Genomic DNA, 19,841 nt, shown 5'->3' on the forward strand with positions numbered 1-19,841 from the left:
AAGCTATTAAAACCGTTCGTTTGGGTTACCCCTTGGAACTGGAGCGCATTCTAGAGATTTCTCGCTTCACGTCAACACCTAATATCAATTAAATTGCGATTAAATGACTGTTTGCTTTTTAATTAAGCAATGTGAGCAAATAGAAGCCGATACATACATTAATAAACACTAATGCGTAATAAATAGCGGGCTTTTGCTTAAGTTAATGCAAGTAACAATAGCCTTCAAACGCTTTTTATCTTAAATAATTAGCTTAATTGTAAGACGCTGTCTAATAATATTCTATTAGACCCTTCTATACGGTGTTCATTTCTAATACCCCTTGTTATGAATGAATACAAACTTACTTACCGCTAAGATTAGTTATTGAATAGCGCTTAGGTTTAATTTTTTAGCATGACTAGTTAGTTATAGAGTGCAGAAGGCATTGTTGACTGGATTGAATGCAAGGTTTGAAAACGAAAAAAGCCGCTAGATAACTAGCGGCTTTCATATTTAATATTGTTATACCTTACAGTAAATCAATAGATGGCGGTGAGGGAGGGATTCGAACCCTCGAAGGCTTGCGCCTTACACGCTTTCCAGGCGTGCTCCTTCGGCCACTCGGACACCTCACCGTTTTAATCACTATCTATTAAGCTCCTCGTACCGAGCTGCGCTATGTTAGAAAAATAATCTCTATAACGCAACCTAATTTCAACAAAGTTAAAGCAGTTGCTTATTTAACAACCAACGTATAATAAGATTACTTATTTTTGTTCATTTCAGTATTAAAATTTAACATGCGGTCTAGAGATTTAAGCGCTCCTGTGCGAAGTTTCATATCAACGAAGACTTCTCTACCTTCTGGGTTTAACAGTGCTTGTTCAATTTCCTTTAAGCCATTCATTGCCATCCACGGACAATGTGCGCAACTACGACATGTAGCACCTTCGCCAGCTGTTGGTGCTTCAAAGAATTCTTTATCAGGGCATAACTGTTGCATTTTATAAAAAATACCACGGTCCGTCGCCACAATGAATTTTTTATTGGGTAGTGCTTGAGCCGCTTTAATTAATTGGCTAGTTGACCCTACCGAATCGGCCAGATCAATTATTTCTGCTGGTGATTCCGGATGAACAAGCACGGCAGCATCTGGATGAAGCGCCTTCATATCAATGAGTGCTTTGGTTTTAAACTCATCATGAACAATACAAGCACCTTGCCACATGATCATGTCGGCACCCGTTTGCTTTTCAATGTATGCACCTAGATGGCGATCAGGACCCCAAATAATTTTCTCACCCAGGTCATCAAGATGCTCAACAATTTCTAAAGCGCATGATGAAGTCACTATCCAATCAGCACGAGCTTTAACAGCGGTAGAAGTATTAGCATAGACCACAACGGTTCTGTCAGGGTGTTGATCACAAAAAGCACTAAACTCTTCAATTGGACAACCTAAATCTAACGAACATGTGGCTTCTAATGTAGGCATTACCACTGTTTTTTCTGGGGTCAGTACTTTTGACGTTTCACCCATAAAACGCACACCCGCTACAATCAAAGTCTCTGCAGGATGGTTGTTACCAAATCTTGCCATTTCTAATGAATCAGCTACACAACCACCGGTTTCTTCTGCTAATGCTTGAATTTCAGGATCAGTGTAATAATGTGCAACAAGTACAGCGTTTTTTTCTTTCAATAATAATTTGATACGTGCTTTATACTCTTCACGCTCTACAGCACTTAGTGGCGTAGCCTTTTTGGGGAATTGAAAGTCAAAGTCAACGGCTAAATTTGCTTGGGTCATATGTCTTCTCAATGAGTGCCTTTAAAATCGTAAGAATTATAAGGTATAGAAGAATAAAAGTGTACTACGAATATGGTTCAAGGTGGATAAGAAATATAAAAATTAAGTTACTGATATGAAGAATGGTGTAGGTGCTTAGGTAAAATAAAACATTACTGAGGTATAAGATAGGGTTTTTAAAAGTGGTCGGTCGTGAAGGATTTGAACCTTCGACAAATTGGTTAAAAGCCAACTGCTCTACCAACTGAGCTAACGACCGATAAACTACTTTTAATTTTTAATAATGAAACCGCATGGTGCTAATTTCAATGCCACTATGTTCTTAACTATCAAGTATCAAGGTTAAGAGAAGTGGTCGGTCGTGAAGGATTTGAACCTTCGACAAATTGGTTAAAAGCCAACTGCTCTACCAACTGAGCTAACGACCGTCATATATTCTGAAACAAATACCAAACACTTTTATTGGTAAAAAAGTGGTCGGTCGTGAAGGATTTGAACCTTCGACAAATTGGTTAAAAGCCAACTGCTCTACCAACTGAGCTAACGACCGGTATTTGTTCCCGCTGGACTACTCGTCCAATGCGGGGCATATAATACTCATAATATTTTTAAGTGCAACAACAATCGTCGACTTTTTTGCACTTTATTGTTTGTTCGAACAAAAAGCCACCAAAGCGCACAACTTATAAGCAAAAATTATGGTTTGATACTATTTAATCGTGGTTGCGCTAGTTTTGCAGCACTTGAATTAGGGTATTGCGCTATCAGCTTTTTGTATACGGCAATCGCTTTGGTTTCATTATTTTCTTTTTGCTCAACCATAGCAAGCTTTAACATTGCGTCACTACGTTTACTGGAATCAGGATAATTACTCACCACTACATCAAATTCTTGACGTGCTTGAGTTAACTCACCTTTGTTAAACAATAACTGTCCTAACCAATAATGGGCGTTCGCTGCATAAGTCGAGTTAGGATACCTTTGATTAAACGCTTCAAACTCAGGAATAGCTTGTTCGTAACGCTTATCTTTTAACACCATATTAACCGCACGATCATAGGCTTCATTTTCAGTTAAGTTATTACTGTAATTTACCTTACCTGCATCACCGCTAGGTGCAATGATTGTTGCGGGTATTTGATTTGCTGGTTTTAGTGCTTCTGATACTCTGCGATCAAGCTCTTGATACAACTCACGTTGACGGTCAAGTACCTGACTCAATTGATAAGTGTGTAACTCAGTGATGCCACGAAGCTCGTTCACTTCGTTTTGCAGTTCATCGAGTTGTCGTTGAACGTTAACTTGGGCTCTGTTACGGGCATCAAGTTTGCGTTCAAGACTAACCAGCTGTTCACTCAAGCTTAATTTGGCAGCCTTGGTAGGCGTGCCAGCGGTTACTTCAATAACAGGAGCCCGTTCAGCTGCTACTGCCAAATTGGCAGCCACAGCGAACGTCATCCCGAATAGAATACTATTGGGTTTCATTTCATTACCTGATTAGTAGACCAACACGGCACGACGGTTTTTAGCAAACGCGCCTTCGCTACGATCTTTAACCATTGGTTTTTCTTCGCCGTAACTTACTGTGCTTAATTGTGCAGCTGAAACGCCCATGTTCTCTAAAAACGTTTCAATAGCTTTTGCACGGCGTTCGCCTAATGCAATGTTATATTCAGGTGTACCACGTTCATCAGCATGACCTTCAATTAACACGTTGACCGTTGAGTTTTCGTTAAGAAACTCAGCATGTGCTTCAAGAATAGCGACAAAATCACCACTTACTGTTGATCTGTCAAAATCAAAATAAACAATATGCTCTGAACGTAATTTTTCAATTTCTTGACGTTTTTTAGCTTCAATAGCATCAGCACGTTGCATTGCTTCAACTTTTACAAGTTCGGCTGCTTCACGAGCTTTTTGTTCAGCCATAACGGCTTCATTTTTTTGCATCGCACTAGCGTCTTCGCTAGCTGAGTCAGATGAACTACAAGCCGATAAAGCCATGATAGGTAAAACAACCGCTAAGGCTTTTACTGTTTTATTAAAGCGCATTTTATGTGTCCTTATTATTTACAAATTAAATTACTAATAATTATTATAAAAATGGTGACCATGAAGGTGACTTCACTTCGCCATTAAGTGCTGGCAACCTTGCCTTAAATCTTCCATCTACGGAAACTAAACTTAGTACCTGACGGTTATTGTGTAAAGTACTATAAATAATCATACCACCGTTAGGTGATATACTTGGTGATTCGTCCAAACGTGTTGTGGTTAACACTTGAAAAATCCCTGAATCAAATTCTTGCTTGGCTAGATGATACTTACCGTTTGTACGATTTACCATCACTAATTGACGACCATCAGGTGTTAATGAGCCACCTAGGTTCATTTCGCCATCAAAAGTTAGCCTTCTAATTTTGCCATCTACTAAACTTACCCGATATAGCTGCGCTCTTCCACCCCGTTCTGAACTAAATATCAATGACTTGCCGTCTGGTGTCCAACTGGGTTCAGTATCAATGGCACGATGACGGGTTATACGTCGTAACTTTTTCGTTGCAACATTCATCACGTAAAGCTCAGGATTATCATCTTTAGACAATACCATTGCCAGTTTTTTACCATCTGGTGACCAATTAGGTGCGCTGTTGATACCCTCAAACGAGCTGATTAAATTACGTTGCCCAGAATAAATATCAATAATATGAATTTGTGCTTGTCGATTTTCAAAGGTTACATAAGCTAACTGATTACCACTGGGGTGCCACGATGGTGACATTAATGGCTCTTTTGAACTTAATAAAACATGTTCGTTAAAACCATCGTAATCGGCAATAGCTAACTGATAAGGATATTCACCTTGATCGCGCACAATAACATAGGCAATTTTTGTTAAAAATGCACCGCGGGTACCTGTGAGCTTTTCATAAACAGCATCACTGATACGGTGGGCATAACGACGAAATTGATCGGCGCCAATCTCAACGGTACTTTCATCCAAAATATGATCTGAGGTACGCACTAACTTGCCATTACTTAACATTTGCGTTTCGCCACCGGTAACTTGGCCACGAATAACATCAACCAGCTGGTATTTAATTTGATAACGACCTATCGAGGTTTCGCTAACTTCACCAATAACAACGGCTTCAACACCTTCACTTGCCCAAGCGCTGTAATCAATTTCACTATCCTTGTTAGGTACCTGAGGATAACGTGAGGCTTTAATTGGACTAAATTTACCACTGCGTAGTAAATCATCACTGACCACTGTAGATAAACGCTCTGGCATGACACCCGTTCCGGTCCATTTAAATGGCAACACAGCAATGGGCCGTGCACTATCAACACCTTCGGTGATAACAATTTCTAACGTTGCCCTTACCTGCTGCGAAAACACTGCAGCAAAGAATAGTAAAAATAAAGTTACATTTTTCATAGCGTCGATTATCTTCCTAATATATACAAAAACTTAATTAAATTTGTCTGGTGCTACCGTTAAACTGATCGTTCTCATTTCTCGAAATATTTCAGGGTCTTTAGAAACAGGTAAAGTACCCGCTTTATATACCGCTGTTTTTGCTGCTTCACAAACTCGTCTGTCGCCTTGGCCTGTGACCACATTGGTCACAAAACCTGAGGGTGCTAGACTTATGGTTAACTTACAAGATTTACCTTCCATCGTGCTACGGTCAGTGATCAAATTACGCTTTATGGTTTGCGTTATTAATGCGGTAAACCGACCAATTTCTGTCATCATTTGTTGGCGACGAGCCTGTTGACGATTGGCCATTTCTTCAGCCATTTGTTGCTCTAATAACTTTTGCTGAGCGGCACGTTCTCGATCTTCTTGCTGTTTACGTTTTTGCTCTGCCGCTTTCTTTTTACGTAAATCTTCTGCTTTTTTAGCTGCTTGCTCTTCTTTTATTCGCTTAGCTTGCGCGTCTGCTGCGGCTTTGTCAGCTTGCGCTCTTTCAAGCTCTTTTTGTTTGCGCTGTTTGTCTGCCGCATTTGCTTTAGCTTGAGACTTTTTAGCCGCGCTGTCAGCTGCCTTTTTTTCTTGCTCTTTTATCTTACGCTGACGTTCAAGACTCTTAATGCGTTTTTCTTCATTTAGTTGTTTTTCTTTTGCGGCGGCAATACTATTTTCAAGATTTTTAAGCTTTTGAGCGTCATCGGCCTTTTGCTTTTTAATCTTATTAATTTGCGCCTCTACTTTACTTCTTTCAACAACAACCGCTTGAATAGGCTCCATTTGTACTGACGTTGGCGTCGATTTTGGTGGCGATGAGAAATCACCCCACAACAAAACAACAGCAAGTACTATGTGTATGGCAAAACTTAACGCTAAGGGAGTTGAATACTTCGATGACACTACTTACTCTCCGGGGTATCAGTCATTAAACCAACAGATGGTACACCTGCTATTTTTTGTAACATCACCATTAATTGAATAACCGCATCATAAGAAACCGCACCATCGCCATTAACCACCACGGGGGTATCAGGTGCCAACTTTAAATGTGCGGCGACTAAGGTGGCAACTTCTTCTGCCGACATAGGTTCATTTTTGCTGGTTCCAACCGCCAGATAATAGTTGCCATTAGCATCAACTGAAGCCACTAAAGGCGGTTTCATGTCTTTACTTAGAGGTTGTGCATCAGCTTGCGGTAAATCAACTTTAACGCCTTGTGTTATCAGCGGTGCCGTTACCATAAAAATAATCAGCAACACTAACATTACGTCAATATAAGGTACTACATTTATCTCAGCAACCTTGCGGCGCCTGACTCGATTATACATAGTTAATCTCTACCTTAGCCGTGTTGCTCTGTCGCTGTTTGTCTTTGTAATATACTTGAAAATTCGTCCATAAAGTTACCATAGCTATTTTCAATTTTTTCAACATTATGACTAAAACGGTTAAATGCCATCACGGCAGGAATGGCGGCAAACAACCCCATTGCAGTCGCGATTAATGCCTCGGCAATACCGGGCGCAACCATAGCCAGAGTGGCTTGCTCAACCGCACCTAGGGCAATAAATGAATTCATGATACCCCACACGGTACCAAACAAACCAATATAAGGGCTTATTGAGCCAACGGTGGCCATAAAGGGCAAATGTGTTTCCAAGTTATCGACTTCTCTTGACATTGCCACGCGCATTGCCCGGTGGGTGCCGTCAACTATCACTTGTGGTGAATAGCCATGCGATTTACGTAAACGAGCAAATTCACGAAAACCAGAAACAAAAAGACTTTCAATACCGTCAATATGCTCTTTGGCAGAAACTTCACTGTAGAGCTTACTTAAATCAGCCCCACTCCAAAATTTGTCTTCAAAGTCTTTTAATTGTATTTTAGCTGCAAGCAATACTTTACGACGTTGAAAAATCATGGTCCAACAGGCAATTGAAAATCCTAATAAGGTCAACATGACCAGCTGAACTAATAAACTGGCCTGTAAAAATAAATCAAAAAACGAAATTTCAGCTGACACGTTTTAATGCTCCTAATATGCTTTTGGGGATAGTACAAGGTTTAGGTTTTGCTAGAGCCAAGTTAACACAAGCGACTTTAATCTCAGCCGTACATAATGTTATCTGGTTCTGGTTCACAAGTTGCTGTGAAAATACCAAACTCGCAGACTTTAATCGGCTTATTGTTGTGGTCATTGTTAGCAAGTCATCAAGTTTTGCTGATGCCTTATTGTCCATTGCCACCTTTGTGACCACAAAACCGATATTTTGTTCTAAAAATATTGATTGATTAATGCCAAGTTCGCGCAGCCATTCTGTTCTAGCGCGTTCAAAAAACTTTAAATAGTTCGCGTAATAAACGATACCACCGGCATCGGTATCTTCATAGTAAACACGTACGGTGTGTTGATGACTGCTTAATGACATTAAATTTTTCGATTTATCTTAGTATAAAATTTTCAAGTGCTTATCTTAATAGATAAAGCTCACACGGAACAAGAGCTAAGGTACTTTCTTTGTAAAAATTTCAACAATAAATCTAATTACGGATCTTTTATTAGTCTAATATTATAAAAAATCATTACTGATCAGCGACTGTAAATGGTTACTCTCCTTATATTAATGCAAGATTACTATAATTTATTTCGCATTAGTTTTCCTAATGATTAACATAAATTATTTTTGTTTGTGTTGCTCAACTCATCGGACTAGAATAGCCTTGTTGTTTGAGCTAGCGCACGAATTTTGTTTTTTACATTTTTCATCTTAGCCCACAAATGTTTTGATAGGTGTTGTTACCTTTCTCTGTTATATATTTTCTAGGATCCCCATTTCCTTTTAGCAGCTTATATTTTAAGTTGGCCCACATAGATTTATGTGGGCTTTTTTTTACTTAAAATTCAAAGAATAAACATCGACGTTCTTTCACATCCATGTGACCACGCCATACCGTTCATCCTGAACATAAAAAGCACCCTAAGGTGCTTTTTATAACGGTAAAAACTTAGCAGTTAACTTGGAAAGTCTAAGCCAAAGTGCAGATAAGCTCTACTTGTAGCAATTCGCCCGCGCGGTGTGCGTTGTAAAAAACCTTGCTGGATTAAAAAAGGCTCTAATACATCTTCAATGGTTTCACGTTCTTCGCCAATGGCAGCGGCAATGTTATCAAGACCAACGGGGCCGCCGGCAAATTTATCAATGATCGCTTCCAATAATTTCCGGTCCATTAAATCGAAACCTTCATTATCTACCTCTAACATATCTAAGGCACTAGCAGCGGTTGCTTTACTGACTATACCGTCAGTTTTTACATCCGCGTAATCTCTGACTCTGCGTAATAAGCGATTAGCAATTCGCGGTGTACCACGAGAACGCCTTGCGACTTCAAATGCTCCCGCTTGAGCAATGTCTAAATCTAAGAAATGTGCTGAACGCATGACAATTTCGGTTAACTCTTGCGTGTTATAAAATTCTAGCCGTTGCACTATCCCGAAACGATCGCGAAGTGGTGAGGTTAACGCGCCTGCGCGAGTTGTTGCACCAATTAAGGTAAAGGGCGGTAAATCAAGTTTTATAGAGCGGGCTGCTGGCCCTTCGCCGATCATAATATCTAACTGATAATCTTCCATTGCTGGGTAAAGAATTTCTTCTACCACAGGACTTAAACGATGAATTTCATCGATAAACAAGACATCATTTTCTTCAAGGTTAGTCAGTAATGCCGCCAAATCACCGGCTTTTTCCAATACCGGACCTGAGGTAGCCCGAACACTTACGCCCATTTCATTGGCGACAATATTGGCTAAGGTGGTTTTACCTAAACCCGGTGGACCAAAAATTAACAAATGGTCAAGCGGCTCGCGTCTTTTCAAAGCCGCCGCAATGAAAATTTCCATTTGAGACTTTACATGAGCCTGCCCAGTATAGTCGGACAACATTTTAGGCCTAATAGCCCGGTCAACCGTTTCATCTTCACGGGTGGCTACGGGTTCAATTAATCTGTCTGCTTCTATCATGTATTACTCATTGTAAAAAATCATTGAAAAAATCATTGAAAAATTTTATCGTCATCACGTTCGGCTAAAAATTGTTATCGTCGATATGGCGAAGTGATTAATACTTATAACATGGCTTTTAAGGCACCACGGATCAAATCTTCGCTACTTTTGTCAGGATGAAAAACTGATTTAACTGCTTTGTCTGCTTGTAGCTGACTATACCCTAAAGAAACTAAGGCGTTAATAGCATCGCCTTTACTATCACTGATAAAGGCATTGGCTTGATGAACATCCGTTGGCATCATATGCACCAAAGCGTCACTGCTGTCAGTTTGCCAATCTTTTAATCTATCGCGCATTTCAATCAACAAGCGTTCCGCTGTTTTTTTACCAACACCGGGTATTTTCACTATGGTGGTTAAATCGTCATGTATAACACAACTGACAAATTGATCGGCAGACATGCCTGACAAAATAGCCAAACCTAATTTAGGCCCAACACCATTAACCTTGATCAGTAAGCGAAACAGTTTACGCTCCACTTTATTAGCAAAGCCATAAAGTAATTGTGCATCTTCACGTACCACAAAGTGGGTATATAAAGTCGCTTCTTGATTAACCTCGCCAAGGGCATAAATACTGGTCATTGGCATTGTCACTTCATAGCCAACACCATTACATTCAATTAAAATTTCGGGGGCCATTTTTTCTATTAATATGCCACGTAAACGTCCAATCACGGCTTAACCTTTGCTTGATATACTATATGACAACACCATACCACTAGATATTTATACAGTAAAGTTTACGCCCTGAATTATTTAAAGCGGTGCGCAAATAACGATAATACTAAACAAATAGCTATTAGCGTAAGCGTCCACGTACTGTTTTAGTGGCTTGGCCTGAGAGTTTACTGATCGAGTCGTGACTGTGCGCATGACAAAGTGCAACGGCCAGTGCATCGGCGGCATCAGCTTGAGGTGTGCCCGGTAATTTCAAAATAGTTTTCACCATGTGTTGCACTTGAGTTTTATCTGCCGCACCTGTACCCACAACCGATTGCTTAATTTGTCTAGCAGAGTATTCTGCAATCGTTAAACCATTGTTCGTCGCCGCAACAATAGCCGCACCTCTGGCTTGGCCTAACTTTAATGCAGAATCAGGATTTTTCGCCATAAAGACTTGCTCAATAGCAAACATGTCAGGTTGAAATTGCAAGATAAGCTCACTAACGCCAGCAAAAATTGTTTGCAAGCGCATACCTAAATCTTCACCTGCCGCTGTGGCTTTAATACAACCACTGCCTAAATAGGTAAAGTTACGGCCCGATTGTTTAATGACGCCATAGCCGGTTAAACGTGACCCTGGGTCAATACCTAAAATAATACTCACTCGTTATTTACCTTAATAAAAGCGTTAACTTTAAAATAATACTATTGAAAAAAAACGCACGAATAAGGCCTAAGTAGCATTAATTCGTGCGTTTTAATTGTTTTAACATTAACGCTTAATCACGTTAAAATTTTTCTAACCGACGTTATTCTGCTTTTGGCTCAGTATCAGTTTCTTTTGCCAAACAAGCAATGCCTAATTCAGCCAGTTGTGCTGGGTTTGCATGACCTGGCGCATTAGTTAACGGACACGCCGCAGTTGTTGTTTTCGGGAATGCCATCACATCACGAATTGAACTAGCTCCAGTCATCAGCATCACTAAACGGTCTAAACCAAAGGCTAAACCGGCATGTGGTGGCGCACCGTATTGTAATGCTTCTAGTAGGAAACCAAACTTTTCTTGCGCTTCTTCATCGCTAATACCCAGAATGCGAAATACAGCGGCTTGCATATCTTGATTATGAATACGCACTGAACCACCACCTAATTCACAGCCATTAAGTACCATGTCATAGGCATCAGACAAAGCACCCACTGGGTTTGCTTCTAATTCAGCAGCGGTTAAATTGGTTGGCGCGGTAAACGGGTGATGAATAGCATGCATGTTGCCATCAGCTTCTTCAAACATTGGAAAGTCGACAACCCACAATGGTTTCCAATCACCTTGCAATAACTCAAGCTCTTCACCCACTTTTAAACGCAAAGCACCTAATGATTCAGTCACCACATTGTAAGTGTCTGAGCCGAAGAAAATAATATCGCCGGTTTTAGCATGAGTACGGGTTAATAAGGCATTAACGGCGGCTTCATCTAAGAATTTTAAAATCGGTGATTGTAAACCTTCAAGACCGGCATCAAGATCATTAACTTTTAACCATGGCATGCCCTTCGCACCGTAAATACCAACAAACTTAGTTAACTCGTCAATCCCTTTACGAGAGAATTTAGCGGCGCCTCCCGGTATACAAATAACGGCAACTCGGCCTTTATCGTCGTTAGCCGGGCCAGAGAACACTTTAAACTCTACATCTTTTAAGATGTCAGCCACGTCAACAATTTCAAGTGGATTACGTAAATCTGGTTTATCAGAGCCAAAACGAGTCATCGCCTCTAAATAAGTCATGCGCGGAAATTCACCTAAGTCTACGTTAAGTAGCTCTTGGAATAAGCCGCGGATCATAGTTTCAGTCACTTGCATCACTTGATCTGAACTCATAAATGAGGTTTCAATATCAATTTGAGTAAATTCTGGTTGGCGATCAGCACGTAAGTCTTCATCACGAAAACACTTAACGATTTGATAATAGCGTTCCATACCTGACATCATCAACAATTGTTTAAATAATTGTGGCGATTGCGGTAAAGCAAAAAATTGCCCTTTATGAGTACGACTAGGCACTAAATAATCACGCGCACCTTCAGGTGTAGCGGCTGTAAGAATGGGTGTTTCTATATCCAAAAAGCCTTGTGACTCAAGTGATGCACGCACCGCTGAAGTCACTTTAGCGCGAAAACGCATACGCTCAGTCATTTCTGGACGACGTAAATCAAGATAACGATATTTTAATCGTAACTCTTCAGAGTTCTTCTGATTTGAATCTAAAGGTAGCGGTGCTGACTTATTTAAAATAGTCAACTCTAAGCCCAACACTTCAATAGCGCCCGTTGCCATATCTTTATTCACTTGGCCATCAGGACGAGCGCGCACTTTACCTCTGATTTGCACGCAAAACTCATTACGCAAAGTGTTGGCTTTTTCAAGCACTTCAGGAAAGTCCGGGTCGTAAACAACTTGCACAATACCTTCACGGTCTCGTAAATCTAAGAAAATTACCGCACCTAAGTCACGACGACGATTAACCCAACCACAAAGTGTGACTTCCTGACCCACATGAGATTCATTAACCTCACCACAATAAAGACTACGCATGTATTTACCCTAAAATTCGAATAAGCTGAACAAGTTAACAGATGTTTTATAAATCTATAACTTGTGATGATAAAAATTGCCAACATTATAAAGCAATGCTAAGTAAAGTCACCCGACATTCAAGGAATAGTCTAATTAGACCCGTTCCGCTTCATTATGCCGGTTAATGATATTGATGATGCTTACCCCCTCAAGCTTTAAGTAGGTTTTTCATTCTATGCTAAGCACTGCCAATCATGGCGTAACGTCGGCTATAACGCCCTCAGCAGAACATAAAAACACATTACCTTGTTTATCAGAGAATATATCAGGTAAAATACGCTTTTATAGCCGCAAACGTTAGTATAGTTTTGACATCATGAAAACATCAGATACCGATTTAATTTTTTCTAATAAACAAAGTAAAATCAAAGACTTTGCATTCGACGCGCAAGTCGTAGAAGTTTTCCCCGATATGATCAGCCGCTCAGTGCCTGGTTATAGCACTATTATTGATACCATAGGCCGACTCAGTCAGCGCTATGTCACCGATAACAGCCAAGTTTACGACCTGGGCTGTTCGCTCGGCGCGGCAACATTGGCGATGCGTAAAGGTATCCGCGCAAAAAACTGTAAAATTATCGGTATTGATAGCTCAAGCGCTATGGTTGAACGCTGTAAAATGCATGTGAGTGCTTTTAAAGGTGAAACACCGGTTGAGATAATAGAAGCTAATATTCTTGATATTGAAATTAAAAATGCCTCTATGGTAGTGCTTAATTTTACTTTACAATTTATCGCGCCAGAACAACGTCAATTATTGTTAAATAAAATAGCTAAAGGCCTTAATCCCGGTGGTTTATTACTACTGTCAGAGAAAATAGCTCATACCGACAGCGTCTGCAACGAGTTACTCGTCGACTTACATCATGACTTTAAGCGTGCCAATGGTTATAGCGAATTAGAAATCGCCCAAAAACGTACCGCACTAGAAAACGTCATGCTCACTGATAATTTAGACACCCATTTAAAGCGTTTGAAACTGGCTGGCTTTAACCATAGCGCGCCTTGGTTTCAATGTTTTAACTTCTTTTCTCTGATCGCGATTAAATAACCCCATGATTTCATTTAACAACTTCTATCAAAAAATAGCGAGTAATCGCTTAAGTCACTGGCTTAACATTTTACCCGCGCAACTGACTCAGTGGCGTGAACAACATTTACACGGCGAGTTTGCCCAATGGCAAAAAACCTTAATGGCGTTACCAAAAACATCACCATCAAGTGTTGATATTAGTACCACAGTACGGGCAGGAGAACGCGCTGACATTAATGACGGTGAATATAAACGTTTAGAGAATTTACTGAAAAAGTTTAAACCTTGGCGTAAAGGCCCGTATCATATTCATGGGCTGCACATAGATACTGAATGGCGTTCCGATTTTAAATGGGATCGCTTAGCGCCGCATATTAGTGACTTAACTCATCGTTATGTACTCGATATTGGCTGTGGCAGTGGCTATCACTTGTGGCGTATGCGCGGTGCAGGTGCTGAGTTTGTTGTGGGTATCGACCCGACACAATTGTTTTTATCACAATTTCAAGCCATACAACATTTTGTTCAAGATGATCACGTTAACTTATTACCGCTAGGTGTTGAACAGTTGCCTGAGTTAAATGCCTTCGATACGGTATTTGCGATGGGCGTTTTGTATCATAGACGCTCGCCAATAGATTTTCTTTACCAACTAAAAGCGCAATTAGTTAAAGGCGGCGAACTGGTCTTAGAAACCTTAGTGGTCGATGGCGATGAAAATACCGTGTTAGTGCCGGGCGAGCGCTACGCGAAAATGCGCAATGTTTGGTTCTTACCCAGTTGTGAGGCTATGTGTGCATGGCTTGAACGTTGTGGTTTTAAAAATATTCGTGTGGTTAATACTGATATCACTGCCCTTGACGAACAACGTAAAACTGATTGGATAGATACTGAATCATTACAAGACTTTCTTGACCCTGATGATAACAGTAAAACCATTGAAGGCTACCCAGCGCCAAAACGGGCAATATTTATTGCCAATAAATAGCCTTATGTTGGTTAACTTTCACTAAAACACAATGCTATTTCACCACGAGGGACAGAGGGATTTCGTCCTTCGGTGAGAAGAGTAAAAAAATTAAAGCAATGTCATAACTTTCGACATTAAATTTATTACGTGTTTACTCAGTGTTAACTCCTTCTTTTCTCATGCTTTCCTCCCTGTAAATCCTAAAAAAATTCACAGGAAGAAGTGAATGAGGACTGAATGAGGACTGAATGAGATAAAAAACACTAAACCATGTCACAATCGAGAAACGTTGTCCTACACCAATAAAAGCAAAATAAATTAACGTAATGTCTTACTCAATATCAACCGACCTTCATTAAATTTACTCAGTGTTGACGCCTTCTTTTCTCATACTTTACTCCCTGTAAATCCTCCTTGTAAATACTAAAAAATTCACCACCGAGAGACTTGGCTCTGCACCTAGAGGGAAAAAATTAAAGTCGTGGTCAAACGGCTAGCAAGTGCTGAGTAAGAGCTAACTTAATGGCTTGGGTATTACCTTCCTTTAAAGAATAATATACTATTTGTATCATACGGTTAATTCAGCTTGAAAACAGAGGCATCATGGACAATCCTTGGCAAATAAGACGATTAGAGCGAGTCGCAAAAAGACATCAAGATCACCGCAGCCCATTTCAACGTGACCGAGCACGTATTCTCCATTCAGCCGCATTTCGACGACTACAATCAAAAACCCAAGTGATGGGTAGTGGTCAAAGTGACTTTCATCGCACCCGATTAACCCATTCTTTAGAAGCGGCACAAATTGGTAGCGGCATTATCGCGCAAATTCGCAGTAAATATCCTGAGCATAGCGCTGCCCTACTGCCTAATGACGACAGTTTGATTGAAGCATTATGTTTAGCGCATGATATCGGCCACCCTCCTTTTGGCCATGGTGGAGAAATTGCCCTACATTATATGATGCGTGATTATGGTGGCTTTGAAGGCAATGGACAAACCTTTCGTATCGTGGCGCACTTAGAACCGTTTAGTGAACATTTCGGTATGAACTTAACCCGCAGAACACTACTGGGCTTAATAAAATATCCACAAACCTTAAACAATTTACAACAAAATATTCCGCAAGCAATACCGGCATCTTTTCGCCAATTAGAAACGTCGAAATGGCAGCCACCCAAAGGCTTATATCTTGACGATATTGATATGTTTAATTGGGTATTAGCGCCTTTATGTCAGTCAGACAAAGCACTTTTTCAACAATTTACCAGCAAAGCGAATAGCCATAGTAAAACCAATTATAAATCTTTAGATTGCTCGATGATGGAATTAGCCGATGATATTGCCTATGGCATTCATGACCTAGAAGATGCCATAGTTACCGGCGTGGTTAATCAACAAGACTTTGATGAAAATGTGATCAAAAGGCTACTAAAAATAGACGATGAGTGGCTGCACGATTATAGCTTAAGCTTAGCGGATAATCTTTTTAGTCCTCAACGCTATCAGCAAAAAGAAGCCATTGGCGGTTTAGTGAATTACTTAATAACAGCCGTCGAATTAGATGATATTAACGCAACCAAAGTGTGTAACTTTCAAGAACCACTTTTACGCTATAATGCCGTGCATCCGTTAATTGCCGCTCAAGTGCTACAGATTTTCAAAGACTTTGTTTATCAATTTGTGATCAAGCAAACGTCAATTCAACGGTTGGAATATCGTGGTCAGCAAATTGTGATGGAATTATTTCAAGCCTTGTCTTCCGACCCTGAGCGCTTATTACCTAAAAACACCGCCATGCGTTGGCTACAAGCAAAAGAAAACAAGCTCAATCAACACCGTGTTATCGCTGATTATGTCGCAGGGATGACCGATGAATATGCCACCAAACTTTATCAAACCTTATTTTTACCCATAGGACAAACTGGGTTTGGTCAACACGACTATTAACTTATCCAGCAGATAACCTAAGCAGGTGCTGATAAGTTAAGTACCACTAAAAAATAGTATGCACTGTAATAACCCATGGAGAGGTTTTTCTAACGATGGCTAATATGCTAGATATTTATTGTGGCAGCAACGCCTTAAAAACAATACAAGCACACGGTTTTAAACAAGAACTTTTTACCACTATGCTGGGCGCCAGTGGTGGGCCAAAATGGTTTAGCTTATTTGGCTTAGACAAATACCTTTTTGGTGAATATTTTAAAGATCGTCGCACTGAATTAAATTTAGTCGGTTCGTCAGCAGGGGCATTTCGCTTTGCCGCCCTTAGCCAGCAAGATCCCGTTGCGGCGATTACGCGCTTAGCGACACTCTATTCACAAACCACCTATTCGGAAAAAGCTAAAAATAAAGAAATTACCGCCAAAGCAATAGCCCTACTTGAAGAAGTCTTAGGTGCGAACGGCAGTGATGAAATTATCAACAATCCAATTTTCAAAGCACACTTTATTGTCGCAAAATGCCGTGGCTTAACTGCTTTTGAGCAAAAAACGCCGTTAATGTTGGGGTTAATATCAAGCATGGTATTTAATCAAATCAATCGCGGTTTACTGGCCAAACAATATCAACGCTTTGTTTACCATCATCCTAAAAGCCAGTTAACGATTAATGACCCTTATAATTTTAATACCCAATATCAAGCCTTGAGTCACAAAAACTTAACCACCAGTTTGCTTGCTTCTGGCTCTATCCCTGTTGTTATGAGTGGTGTAAAAAACATTGCTGATTCGCCAAAAGGCATGTATCGCGACGGTGGTATTATTGATTACCACTTTGATGTTGATATCAAGCCAGCATCTGGCCTTACCCTGTATCCACACTTTTCACCAACGCCAAAAGCCGGTTGGTTTGATAAAAATTTAGCGCGTAAGGTCAATACCGAGTATTACAAAAACACCGTAATGTTAGTGCCCTCTGCAGCCTTTATTGCTCAATTACCTTTTGCAAAAATACCTGATCGGAAAGATTTTATTAATCTAGCGCCTGCAACACGGCTAAAATATTGGCAAGCAGTGTTAAAAGCATCTGAATGTTTAGCGGATGAATTTTCAGCATGCGTAGCTAAACCGAACACCGAACATATTAAACTTATTGAATGAGCTTAATACTAAACGGACTAATTTAGTCCGTTTAGTATTATTTGAATCAAGCCTTTATGGCTATTTTATTGTCAGACTGAATTAAGGCGGTGGTGTTTGCTTGGGGTTTCTCGGATAAAACTTATCCGGTAAGCCATTTATGTGTTCAAAAAATCGTGTGTCTTTGTAAGGCAGCTTCATAAAACCAGAAATACCAATACCGGTAATCGTTGGTAGCAACTGTAATATTTCTGTCAAGCATTGCGTAAACTCTGCTTCTTTATCGTGATTTAGCAACATTAAATAACTGTGAATTTTAAGGTGTCGTGGCAAAACCTCAAAAATAATACAACCTGTGTGATGGATCTGATTTAAACGCCCTAGCACCACCATAACTTCGTCGGGTAAATATAAATATTCATCTGGGTCGACACCATCTTCAAAGTAAGAATGCAGTCGTGTTATATCGTCAATATCGGCAATATCACTGACATCAAAATGGATAACTTGATTGGCTAAGGCTTGAAAGGGTTGCTCTTCATTTTCACGCTCAACATGCAAAGTGTTTCGGGCATTGAACAAACAACTTTTGAAAACCCCTATTCTGAAGATCCCTTGAGCCAAGCGCACCATATTATTCACCGCACTTTGAAATGATGTTTTCAGTTTAGGGTCAAATAACGATAAGTTTGAGTCAATATACACGCCATTTTTTTCCCAACGCACCGCTAAGCCACCGACAACAGGAAAATTAGCTAGACGGCTAACCGCAGCAACAAAAGCCTTCTCAGTATCGCCCATGCCCATCAGAAAATTCTTAAAGTATTTTTCTAATTGCACGTCGTCTATATCATTTAATTCGTCTACCTCTACAGATTCTCGCAGGAAAGATTTACGCGAACCATAAACCACAGTATCCATATTTTTGTGATAACTTTTACACCAAACTGGCACTAAAGGCTTAATTTCAACCGGCAAAGGCGGATCAGCCATCACGGTATTTTTTAACAGGGCTAGATGTTTAAAAAAATAGTCCCCCGCTTTATTTCGCTCACTTCTGTCTTTGCTAAACATACCCGATAATATTTGCGCCAGTAATTTAGGCAAGCCCAAAGATGAAGGCGTGATCACCGCACTACCATAGCGACAAGACTGCCCTGAAGCTAAGGCATATAAGGTAGCCGCTAGACCTTGTTCGTCAAAACGGGGCGACGACATTTCACCGCTAATTTGCTCATCACCAATAAAGTAAACATCGCCTAAGCGGGCATTACTATTTTGTAAGTCGCTGCTCATTAAATCCATAACATTATTAGCGGTAGATTGGCCATTAACATCAAGTTGGGCAGGTACTGAGGAGCCCCAATCGATTAGGTAGACTTTCTCAGTTTCAGGGTCAAACACCACATTGGAAGGTTTTATGTCACCATGAACATAAGGCCTACCCTTCTCGTGTTGACTGCTATCGCGCAAATAAATCAGAATATCAGCAAGTTGTAGGGCAATTTTAACAATTAATTCACTCGGTAAAGGCCCTTCTTGATAGGACAACTTCTCAAGATCTATGCCTGGAGCACGCTGCATATGGACAATTGATTGGCGCTTTATCTTATAATAACCCATGATTTTAGGAATACGTTCATGAGATAATTCTCGCTGAATATCGGCTTCTTCAGCTAAGCGGTCTTGAACATGTTGTGGCAGATTAATACGGGAAAACTTAAAGACTTGTGATTGCCCATGTTCGTCTTCACCGCCAAAGACAAAACCATAAGCCCCTTTACCAATGAGCGCGATATTTTGATAACCCAACAAAGTTAACTGCTGCTGACAAAGCTCAACCCATTGCTTTAACTTGGTTGCATCTTCATGATTTAATAAATAAATCGACTGTTCTTCAGCGATATAAAAATGCTGGAGTTTCTTTTCCGCCACTAGACTTCCTTAACTGTAAACATCTGGATCTAGATAAATTATCATTGAATTTAAGGCTAATTGATATCTTTTAGCTGAGTTCTTGTGACTAAAGTAATTCAAAAACATTGAGTTATTTAAATTTATCATTTCTTCAGCGTAATTTTTAATAAAAAAAACCTGCATAATGCAGGTTTTTTTAAT

General features: G+C 40.1%; 17 protein-coding genes and 4 tRNA genes. 4 read left to right on the forward strand and 17 right to left on the reverse strand.

The genetic code is table 11. The features are described 5' to 3' along the window. Nucleotides 1-529: 529 nt before the first annotated feature. The 16 genes from H4J61_RS12240 to aspS form a co-directional block, all read right to left on the reverse strand. Nucleotides 530-617, reverse strand: a tRNA-Ser gene (locus H4J61_RS12240). Nucleotides 618-745: 128 nt separating this feature from the next. Beyond that, nucleotides 746-1,792, reverse strand: a complete 1,047-nt coding sequence (gene nadA / locus H4J61_RS12245) for a quinolinate synthase NadA (protein ID WP_182185248.1) — start codon at nucleotides 1,790-1,792, stop codon at nucleotides 746-748. 183 nt (nucleotides 1,793-1,975) lie between these two features. Continuing rightward, nucleotides 1,976-2,051: transfer RNA gene (locus H4J61_RS12250), tRNA-Lys, on the reverse strand. Between the two features lie 93 nt (nucleotides 2,052-2,144). After that, nucleotides 2,145-2,220 (reverse strand) — tRNA-Lys (locus H4J61_RS12255). A 46-nt stretch (nucleotides 2,221-2,266) separates the two neighbouring features. Beyond that, a tRNA-Lys gene (locus H4J61_RS12260) sits at nucleotides 2,267-2,342 on the reverse strand. 146 nt (nucleotides 2,343-2,488) lie between these two features. Next, a complete protein-coding gene (ybgF, locus tag H4J61_RS12265; RefSeq protein WP_182136085.1) occupies nucleotides 2,489-3,277 on the reverse strand; it encodes a tol-pal system protein YbgF in 789 nt (262 codons plus the stop codon). 12 nt (nucleotides 3,278-3,289) lie between these two features. Then, nucleotides 3,290-3,844, reverse strand: a complete 555-nt coding sequence (gene pal / locus H4J61_RS12270; RefSeq protein ID WP_182136086.1) for a peptidoglycan-associated lipoprotein Pal — start codon at nucleotides 3,842-3,844, stop codon at nucleotides 3,290-3,292. Nucleotides 3,845-3,887: 43 nt separating this feature from the next. Next, the gene (gene tolB, locus H4J61_RS12275; RefSeq protein WP_182136087.1) at nucleotides 3,888-5,234 is read right to left on the reverse strand and encodes a Tol-Pal system beta propeller repeat protein TolB; all 1,347 of its coding nucleotides are present in this window, start codon (nucleotides 5,232-5,234) and stop codon (nucleotides 3,888-3,890) included. A 33-nt stretch (nucleotides 5,235-5,267) separates the two neighbouring features. Then, the gene (gene tolA / locus H4J61_RS18090; protein ID WP_182185249.1) at nucleotides 5,268-6,170 is read right to left on the reverse strand and encodes a cell envelope integrity protein TolA; all 903 of its coding nucleotides are present in this window, start codon (nucleotides 6,168-6,170) and stop codon (nucleotides 5,268-5,270) included. Then, nucleotides 6,170-6,598 carry a protein TolR gene (tolR, locus tag H4J61_RS12285; protein ID WP_182136089.1) on the reverse strand — a complete coding sequence of 143 codons (429 nt, stop codon included), beginning with the start codon at nucleotides 6,596-6,598 and terminating at the stop codon, nucleotides 6,170-6,172. Before tolR ends, tolA begins: the two co-directional genes overlap by 1 nt. A 14-nt stretch (nucleotides 6,599-6,612) precedes the next feature. Then, nucleotides 6,613-7,296: a protein TolQ gene (tolQ, locus tag H4J61_RS12290; RefSeq protein WP_182185250.1), complete on the reverse strand. Its 684-nt coding sequence runs from the start codon at nucleotides 7,294-7,296 to the stop codon at nucleotides 6,613-6,615. Next, nucleotides 7,286-7,702 carry a tol-pal system-associated acyl-CoA thioesterase gene (ybgC, locus tag H4J61_RS12295; protein ID WP_182136091.1) on the reverse strand — a complete coding sequence of 139 codons (417 nt, stop codon included), beginning with the start codon at nucleotides 7,700-7,702 and terminating at the stop codon, nucleotides 7,286-7,288. Before ybgC ends, tolQ begins: the two co-directional genes overlap by 11 nt. 584 nt (nucleotides 7,703-8,286) lie before the next feature. Beyond that, nucleotides 8,287-9,291: a Holliday junction branch migration DNA helicase RuvB gene (gene ruvB / locus H4J61_RS12300; RefSeq protein WP_182185251.1), complete on the reverse strand. Its 1,005-nt coding sequence runs from the start codon at nucleotides 9,289-9,291 to the stop codon at nucleotides 8,287-8,289. Between the two features lie 104 nt (nucleotides 9,292-9,395). Then, the gene (ruvA, locus tag H4J61_RS12305) at nucleotides 9,396-10,013 is read right to left on the reverse strand and encodes a Holliday junction branch migration protein RuvA (protein ID WP_182136093.1); all 618 of its coding nucleotides are present in this window, start codon (nucleotides 10,011-10,013) and stop codon (nucleotides 9,396-9,398) included. Between the two features lie 124 nt (nucleotides 10,014-10,137). Next, on the reverse strand, nucleotides 10,138-10,665 hold the full coding sequence (gene ruvC, locus H4J61_RS12310; RefSeq protein ID WP_182136094.1) for a crossover junction endodeoxyribonuclease RuvC: 528 nt from the start codon (nucleotides 10,663-10,665) through the stop codon (nucleotides 10,138-10,140). Between the two features lie 145 nt (nucleotides 10,666-10,810). Further along, nucleotides 10,811-12,595, reverse strand: a complete 1,785-nt coding sequence (aspS, locus tag H4J61_RS12315) for an aspartate--tRNA ligase (RefSeq protein ID WP_182185252.1) — start codon at nucleotides 12,593-12,595, stop codon at nucleotides 10,811-10,813. A 358-nt stretch (nucleotides 12,596-12,953) separates the two neighbouring features. Here aspS and cmoA point away from each other — a divergent pair, with 358 nt between their 5' ends. From cmoA to H4J61_RS12335, 4 genes are all read left to right on the forward strand, one after another. Continuing rightward, a complete protein-coding gene (cmoA, locus tag H4J61_RS12320) occupies nucleotides 12,954-13,688 on the forward strand; it encodes a carboxy-S-adenosyl-L-methionine synthase CmoA (protein WP_182185253.1) in 735 nt (244 codons plus the stop codon). Nucleotides 13,689-13,692: 4 nt separating this feature from the next. Next, nucleotides 13,693-14,658: a tRNA 5-methoxyuridine(34)/uridine 5-oxyacetic acid(34) synthase CmoB gene (cmoB, locus tag H4J61_RS12325; RefSeq protein ID WP_182136097.1), complete on the forward strand. Its 966-nt coding sequence runs from the start codon at nucleotides 13,693-13,695 to the stop codon at nucleotides 14,656-14,658. A gap of 585 nt (nucleotides 14,659-15,243) precedes the next feature. Beyond that, on the forward strand, nucleotides 15,244-16,590 hold the full coding sequence (locus tag H4J61_RS12330) for an anti-phage deoxyguanosine triphosphatase (RefSeq protein ID WP_182185254.1): 1,347 nt from the start codon (nucleotides 15,244-15,246) through the stop codon (nucleotides 16,588-16,590). Between the two features lie 104 nt (nucleotides 16,591-16,694). Beyond that, nucleotides 16,695-17,744 carry a patatin-like phospholipase family protein gene (locus H4J61_RS12335; protein ID WP_182185308.1) on the forward strand — a complete coding sequence of 350 codons (1,050 nt, stop codon included), beginning with the start codon at nucleotides 16,695-16,697 and terminating at the stop codon, nucleotides 17,742-17,744. Between the two features lie 81 nt (nucleotides 17,745-17,825). On the opposite strand, the gene H4J61_RS12340 is transcribed toward H4J61_RS12335, so the two are convergent. Next, nucleotides 17,826-19,658 (reverse strand): protein kinase domain-containing protein, encoded by a 1,833-nt coding sequence (locus tag H4J61_RS12340; RefSeq protein ID WP_182185255.1) that lies wholly within the window; start codon nucleotides 19,656-19,658, stop codon nucleotides 17,826-17,828. Between the last annotated feature and the right edge of the window lie 183 nt (nucleotides 19,659-19,841).

Source organism: Colwellia sp. MB3u-4 (assembly GCF_014077065.1).
In the GTDB taxonomy this organism is placed as follows: domain Bacteria; phylum Pseudomonadota; class Gammaproteobacteria; order Enterobacterales; family Alteromonadaceae; genus Cognaticolwellia.